The 6075-nt window shown below is 60.2% G+C and carries 5 protein-coding genes; 1 reads left to right on the forward strand and 4 read right to left on the reverse strand.

The annotated features are described in order from the left end of the window. Positions 1-1141: 1141 nt before the first annotated feature. From CXY75_RS20275 to CXY75_RS02295, 3 genes are all read right to left on the reverse strand, one after another. Positions 1142-1819, reverse strand: coding sequence for a cation transporting ATPase C-terminal domain-containing protein (locus CXY75_RS20275; RefSeq protein ID WP_158251089.1), 678 nt, complete (start codon positions 1817-1819; stop codon positions 1142-1144). Beyond that, complete coding sequence (locus CXY75_RS20280) at positions 1812-2762, reverse strand: HAD-IC family P-type ATPase (protein ID WP_104081246.1); 951 nt, start codon at positions 2760-2762, stop codon at positions 1812-1814. Before CXY75_RS20280 ends, CXY75_RS20275 begins: the two co-directional genes overlap by 8 nt. A 90-nt stretch (positions 2763-2852) precedes the next feature. Further along, complete coding sequence (locus tag CXY75_RS02295; RefSeq protein ID WP_104081247.1) at positions 2853-3734, reverse strand: universal stress protein; 882 nt, start codon at positions 3732-3734, stop codon at positions 2853-2855. Between CXY75_RS02295 and CXY75_RS20700 the strand changes: the two genes are divergently transcribed. Next, positions 3722-4237, forward strand: a complete 516-nt coding sequence (locus CXY75_RS20700) for a universal stress protein (protein ID WP_104081248.1) — start codon at positions 3722-3724, stop codon at positions 4235-4237. The genes CXY75_RS02295 and CXY75_RS20700 overlap by 13 nt on opposite strands. Positions 4238-4484: 247 nt before the next feature. On the opposite strand, the gene CXY75_RS02305 is transcribed toward CXY75_RS20700, so the two are convergent. Next, positions 4485-5813 carry a hemolysin family protein gene (locus CXY75_RS02305; protein WP_104081249.1) on the reverse strand — a complete coding sequence of 443 codons (1329 nt, stop codon included), beginning with the start codon at positions 5811-5813 and terminating at the stop codon, positions 4485-4487. Positions 5814-6075 lie beyond the last annotated feature (262 nt).

Raw genomic sequence — 6075 nt, forward strand, 5'->3', positions numbered from 1 at the left:
GCGGTGGTGGCCGGGCGGCCGCGGACACGCCACACGTGGCGGTTCTTCGCGGGCGGATGCCGGGCTCGGCGCTCGCTCCATGCCGGGGAATGGATTCCGTCGGCAACGATTGATTAGACACTAACAACCCGGGCGTCGAGCCGGGCGAATGTGACAGTTCATGTCATCCCTGTGGCCAGATTGCGGCTATCGAGAGAGGGCGAAGAAGTTCGGGGCCGACTCCTCCGTCGTAACACGGTCGGCGAAAATGCGACCGGCGCCGCAACGTTTCGCCTGCAACGCGGTCAGTGCCGCGTCGGCGTTCAGCCGTCCGGCCTCCGGTACGCAGCACTCGCCCATCAAAACGGATGCCCAGCCAGCGCTTGGCGGCCACCTCCGAGGTGAGGAATTCAAAGTCACAACCGACCCGCGCGCGAGCAGCGGCGACCGAGATTAGGAGCGACAGCATCCGCCGCTCTTCGTTACCCATGCGCTGACAGCAAGAGCACGCACAGGATCGGATCGGCCTCGAATAGAACGACCATCGCCATGACACGGAGCAGCCTCCCGACCGGATCGGTTGGGTCGTTCATGAAACTTCCGATATTGAGCTTTACTTCACGGCAGGTGAGGTCATCGACAATGTCTTTCACATCGGGGCCAGCACTTCCCGAAGATCTGGCTGGGCCCGGTTCGTTCCGGTGAGGCCCTGATGGGTGATCGCCGCCTGAAGTCAGACACCAAGGGCGGCGAGGGTGTTCTGTCAGTTCATCAGGTCTCGGCCGTTGGTCGCCCTCGACGCATCGCCTGGAGCAGTATTCCGGTCATGTTTCTGGGGTGTAGCGTTTGTCCCTCGGCGGGTATTTTCTCGCGCGGGTTCTATGCAATGCGGACGCCGGCGAAACCATGCGGAGTGTCCTAGCTGTTGCGTCCGCGTTCGAGTGTCCCGGTGAACGTCCAACTTACGGGCGGCCAGGTGTCGTTTTGTGTTCACGTCTGCAGCACTGTCCGTTCACGCCTGCACAACTGGTTCGAGGATTAACTGACGAGATCCTTTCGGCTCGCTTGGCCTCTCAGGCGGTCAGGCTTGTTACAACGACCTCGCCACCTCTTTCGTGCAGGGTGACCAGACAGCCAGGGCAGGTTGCGGATCTTGGTGACGTTAAGCCCGCTGAGCTACTGGCCTCACCAACCCTGACACGAAGGGCACCGACGCTGTCGGTGTGTGGGCACGGTCACTTTTGTCGTCGTGCCTGCACCCGTACGATCGCCTTGCCGAGTTCGACGAACAGGAATATCGCAGCAGATAGGCCGAGGGTGTCCCCCACTCGCGTACCCCGATTGGTGCGGAGCGGAACCAGAGGTTCATGAAGGGGGTATACACGAACACGAGTTGCAGTAGCAAAAGCGCGCCCGTTGAGATCCAGATCGCCGGGTTACCGCCGAACACGGCAACCTTCAGGCTTGATGCCTGCAAAAACCGTGAGTTGAAAAGAAAAGCGACTTGGCTCAGAGTGAGTATGGTTACCGCGGTGGTTTGCGCTTTCGCCAGAGGGGACCCGACAGATAGCTCCAGGAAGAAAACTGAGATGGTGGCACCGCTGATGAGCACAGCGCCCCAGAGGATGCGGCCTAGGTAGGCGTGGCCGATGAGGGATCCGCCGGGTTTGCGGGGTTGGCGCAGCATTATGCCGGGTTCGGCGGGTTCATAGGCGACGGCGCTTTGCACCGTCATCTCGTTGCGGGTGAGCGTGCCGGTCGTGTCGGTGCAGACGGTGGTGACCGAGCCGAGCGTTTCAACCGCGGTGAGTTTACGCACGATGGCTCGACGTTTAGCCATCAGTTGTACGCCAAGGGCCAAGGGCCAAGGTGATAATGACCAGAGCTGGCAGGCCCTCGGGAATAGCCGCGACTGCGAACCCGATAGCTGCCGACAGCAGGTCATCGGCATTTTGATCATGCAGCAGACGCCCGATCACGAGCATGATGGCGGCTACGCCCAGAATGAGCAACGTTATCTTTTTGCCGAACGAGTCCAACTGCCGAGTGAGTGGCGTAGCGAGGCTCTGCACCCCGGTGAGCATGGACTGGATACGGCCGATCTCCGTGTCGACACCGGTGCCGGTGACGACGCCGACGTCGCGACCGGTGGTAACGATCGTGCCCGAGAAGAGCATGCTATGCCGGTCACCAAGTCCAGAATCAGCCGAGACCGGACTGGTGTTCTTTTCCGTAGGAACCGACTCGCCCGTAAGCGCAGACTCCTCAACGCGTAGAGTGATTGCCTCGATCAATCGCACATCGGCCGGCACCTTGTCCCCGGATTTAACCCGCACAATAGCGCCGGGCACGACCACTTCCGCATCAACGTCAGCCCACACACCATCGCGGCGAACAAACGCGTGCAAGGACAGCAGCCGGCGGATACCGTCTGACGCTTTTTCGGCCCGGCCATCCTGCAAGAAACCAATCACCGCATTGATCACAGCCACGGCAAAAATGACCACCGCTTCAATCCAATCACCAAAGATCGACTTCAGCACGGCAAGGGCCAGCAACACGTAAATGAGCACGTCGTTAAAGTGAGCCAGAAACCGCACCACCGGGTTCTTCGGAAGCGGGACCGCCAGCCGGTTCGGACCATAGACGGCCAGCCGCTTCTCTGCAGCGCTAACGCCCAAGCCCTGCGGATTCGATTCGAGATCCGCGAGCACGTTCTCTGCCTGGCGCGCATAAAAATCATGCGCCCGTACGAGCGCCTCCCTCTGGGGTGGACCGCTCATGAAAGCCCCGTCTCGTCAGGGCCTTGCGTCGAAACCCGGGTGGTGGATGTAGAAATTCGCTATGTCAACCCGGCCGCTCTTGCAGAGTCACTATTTATCCTGCTCGTCGTTCGATATGAGCAGAGGCATGCCGGCCAGGGGCGGCACGACCACGACCGGGCACGGCATACTGATCAGCAAGTCGTGAGCTACCGAGCCGAGTAAGAGCCCCGTCATCATCCCGCGTCCGTGGGTGCCCACCACGACCATTTCAGCGTGCTCAGCCGCGTTGGTGAGGATCAAAGCAGCAGATCCGTGTTCGAGGGTGTCTCGAACCATCACGGTCGGATGCTCTGTGCCGACCCGTTCAACCGCTCCTGCCAAAACCTCAGCGTGTGCCATTCTTATCTCGTCATAAGGACTAGCACCAGCGCTCAACCATCCGAGAGCGAGCAAGGCGGGGATGCGCCACGCATGCACGACCGACAGCTCACGCCCGAGCCGCTCGGCTTCCCCAGCGGCGAAGGCTACCGCAGAGTGGGAGGTTTCGTCGTCATCCACACCAACGACGACGGAACCATTACGAGGCGCCCAGTCTGTGGGAACGATAACGAGGGGGCAGCTCACCCCCGCTGCGATCTGATGGCGCAATGTTCCATACAGGGGGCCCGCGGCCTCACGCGTACCGATAACCAGCAGATCGGCATCAACGGCGGAAATCAATAACTCCTGGAGCGGCGCGCCCCGTCGTACCGACGTCATCACTCGCACAGTGGGCGCGTCGCGTCTCACCCGATTCGCGGCATCCATGAGCATCTGCTCGTACGCAGGAAGGACCCAGTCCTTCGTGATCGTCGTCGGCAGCCTTGCCAAATCGATGACAGTGGTCAGTTCCAGGGATACCTGAATAGTGCGGGCACGCTCGATCACCCAGTCGAGCGCAGCGCGGCTCCCCGTGCCGCCGTTTAGCGCGAGAACAATTGTCTCGGCCATACTGTTTCCTCTCCTCGACCTTATGGAGAATTAGTGCGCGAACAGGCCCCAGTGTAACGGACACTGCTCGCCAGAACCGTGGCTGGCCCGGTCGCGCACCACCGAAATGGTGCAACAAACGTCGCTCCTTTTCCCGCGACCATGCAACGAAACGCGCAGAAGCTCACAGCGTTCGCACCGAAGCGCATGTTGAGTGCGGCGATGCCACCAAGGTTCTTGTCGAACATTCCGAAACCACCAAACTGGCCGTAGTCGGCAAGCGCGGCGGAGAAGGCTTTGTCGGACGACTCTTGGGTAGCGTTCCATCGGGTCTGGCGGCCCACTCCCACTGTCCCACTGTCGTGGTTCAGCTTCGAGTCTCGCAATCCATGGGGTTTGACACCCGTAGGCTACGAGCGATTGTGCTTCCGCGGCGTTGTGTGGATCGAAAACAGGACTGTTTTCTGAGTAGACACGTCAGGATTGGGTTCAGCGTTCTCGGTAAATATCGGCTGACCTTGTGAAAGGGAACGGCGTTCGCTTGTTAAATTTAGCCTCTCTTCAATATGATTGCCCTGATCGGCCTCATGCGAAAATGAACAGCACCTGCGTCTCAGCCCGGTCGCCCTTACCGATGTTGCCGCCTTCGTTGACATCGGCGACGTGGGCCTCATGGCTATCAGCCAGTCCTTTTCGTGCCGGCCGACCTATCAATGTTCTTACTGTCGCCCGGTGTGTGGGGCAATCGCGTCACCATCCAGGACTGGCAGATCAACTTGGCGTGGTGTTCGCACTGGCTTCCTGAGAGGGAGGTGACGGCGTCTCTCCGCGCGGGACGATGAGCAATTCCGAAATGCGCCGGCGATCCATCGCCATGACCCGCAGACTGATGTCGTCGAGTTGGACGACATCACCGATCCGCGCGAGACGTCCAAGCCGTTCGATCACAAAACCGGCAACGGTATCGGATGCGCTCACGGGCAACCGCACGCCGGTCGCCTCTTCAAAGTCTTGAAAATTGAGGCGACCGTCAAGTGCCCCTCCCTCTGACTGGAGGTCGCCTACGGGAGAGTCGGTGTCGTACTCGTCGAAGATTTCGCCTACGACTTCCTCTACGAGGTCCTCGAGGGTAACGATGCCGTCGGTTCCACCGTACTCATCGACGATAACGGCGATCTGATGCTTTTCTGCTCGCATCATCGTGAGAGTCGGGAGCACTCGCGCGGTCGCTGGGAGGTACAAAATGGGACGCATGATTTCGCGAACCTGCTGGTCGGGATTCCTTGCACTCATCTCGTAAAGGTCGCGCACGTGCACAAAGCCGATGATGTCGTCGATGCTGCGATCGACGACCGGGTATCGCGAATACGGCAGGTCATGCACCTCGGTAAAGACCTCGCGAATGGATACCGTGCCGTCTAAGGCCGCGACTTCGGGACGGGGCCGCATAATCTCGCTGAGCTGGCGGTGCCGTAACGAGAGTACGTCGTCGAGGATCCGCCGTTCGTCTTCGGGTAGCCCCTCATGGCTCGAAACGATGTCTCGCAGTTCCTCCTCGGTCATTTCCTCACTGGTTTTGTGTGGGTCTCCGCCGAATAGACGTACGATCACGTTCGTCGACCTCGATAGCAACCAGATAACCGGGCGCATCGCGATCGCAAACCCATTAAGTGCAGGCGCGACTGCGTAGGCGAATGCTGAGTTGCGCTGGATCGCGAGACGTTTGGGGGCGAGCTCACCGAGAACTAGGGACAGATACGCGATCACTAGGGTAAGTGCGACGGTGGCGACCGTCGCCGCGAGCGCTCCGTTGAGGCCCAGAGCGACGAATAACGGGGCTACCGATGGGGCGATTGAGGCGGCTCCGTAAGCGGCGGATGCAAACCCAGCTACAGTAACGCCGATCTGCACGGCTGCGAGAAATCGATTAGGGTTACGCGCCAGAGCCGCGACCTTCTCGCCGCGCCGCCCGCGGGCCGCGATTGCGTTGAGTTGGCTGTCACGGAGCGTGACGAGCGCCATTTCCGTGCCTGCGAAAACCCCGCCGATCAGGACGAACATGAGGACGAGGGCGATGTTTAGTACGAGATCGCCGTTCATAATGTCTCGACCGTCGACAGGAGAGGCGGGATCGCAACGCAGGGTCTAGGACCGTTGGGAGATGACTCGTGAGGAGCCTGATGCATGTTTAGAAGATACCAAAGGCCCCCGACAGAAAGCTGCATGTAGGATCGCCCGATTGCGTGTTCTTTACTCAACGACCAGTAGCGTTGCGGGCCGTGCTTCATACCGCCGAGGAGGAGGGACACACCCATGACGCCGTTGATGATGATCATCATGACGGCGAACACCGAGTCGCGTG

The organism is Cryobacterium sp. Y11 (assembly GCF_002929535.1).
Lineage (GTDB): Bacteria > Actinomycetota > Actinomycetes > Actinomycetales > Microbacteriaceae > Cryobacterium.

Coding starts and splice junctions, on each gene's coding strand:
- CXY75_RS20280 (WP_104081246.1), bottom strand. CDS start 2,762: ATGAGCGGTCCACCCCAGAGGGAGGCGCTCGTACGGGCGCATGATTTT.
- CXY75_RS02295 (WP_104081247.1), bottom strand. CDS start 3,734: ATGGCCGAGACAATTGTTCTCGCGCTAAACGGCGGCACGGGGAGCCGC.
- CXY75_RS20275 (WP_158251089.1), bottom strand. CDS start 1,819: ATGGCTAAACGTCGAGCCATCGTGCGTAAACTCACCGCGGTTGAAACG.
- CXY75_RS02305 (WP_104081249.1), bottom strand. CDS start 5,813: ATGAACGGCGATCTCGTACTAAACATCGCCCTCGTCCTCATGTTCGTC.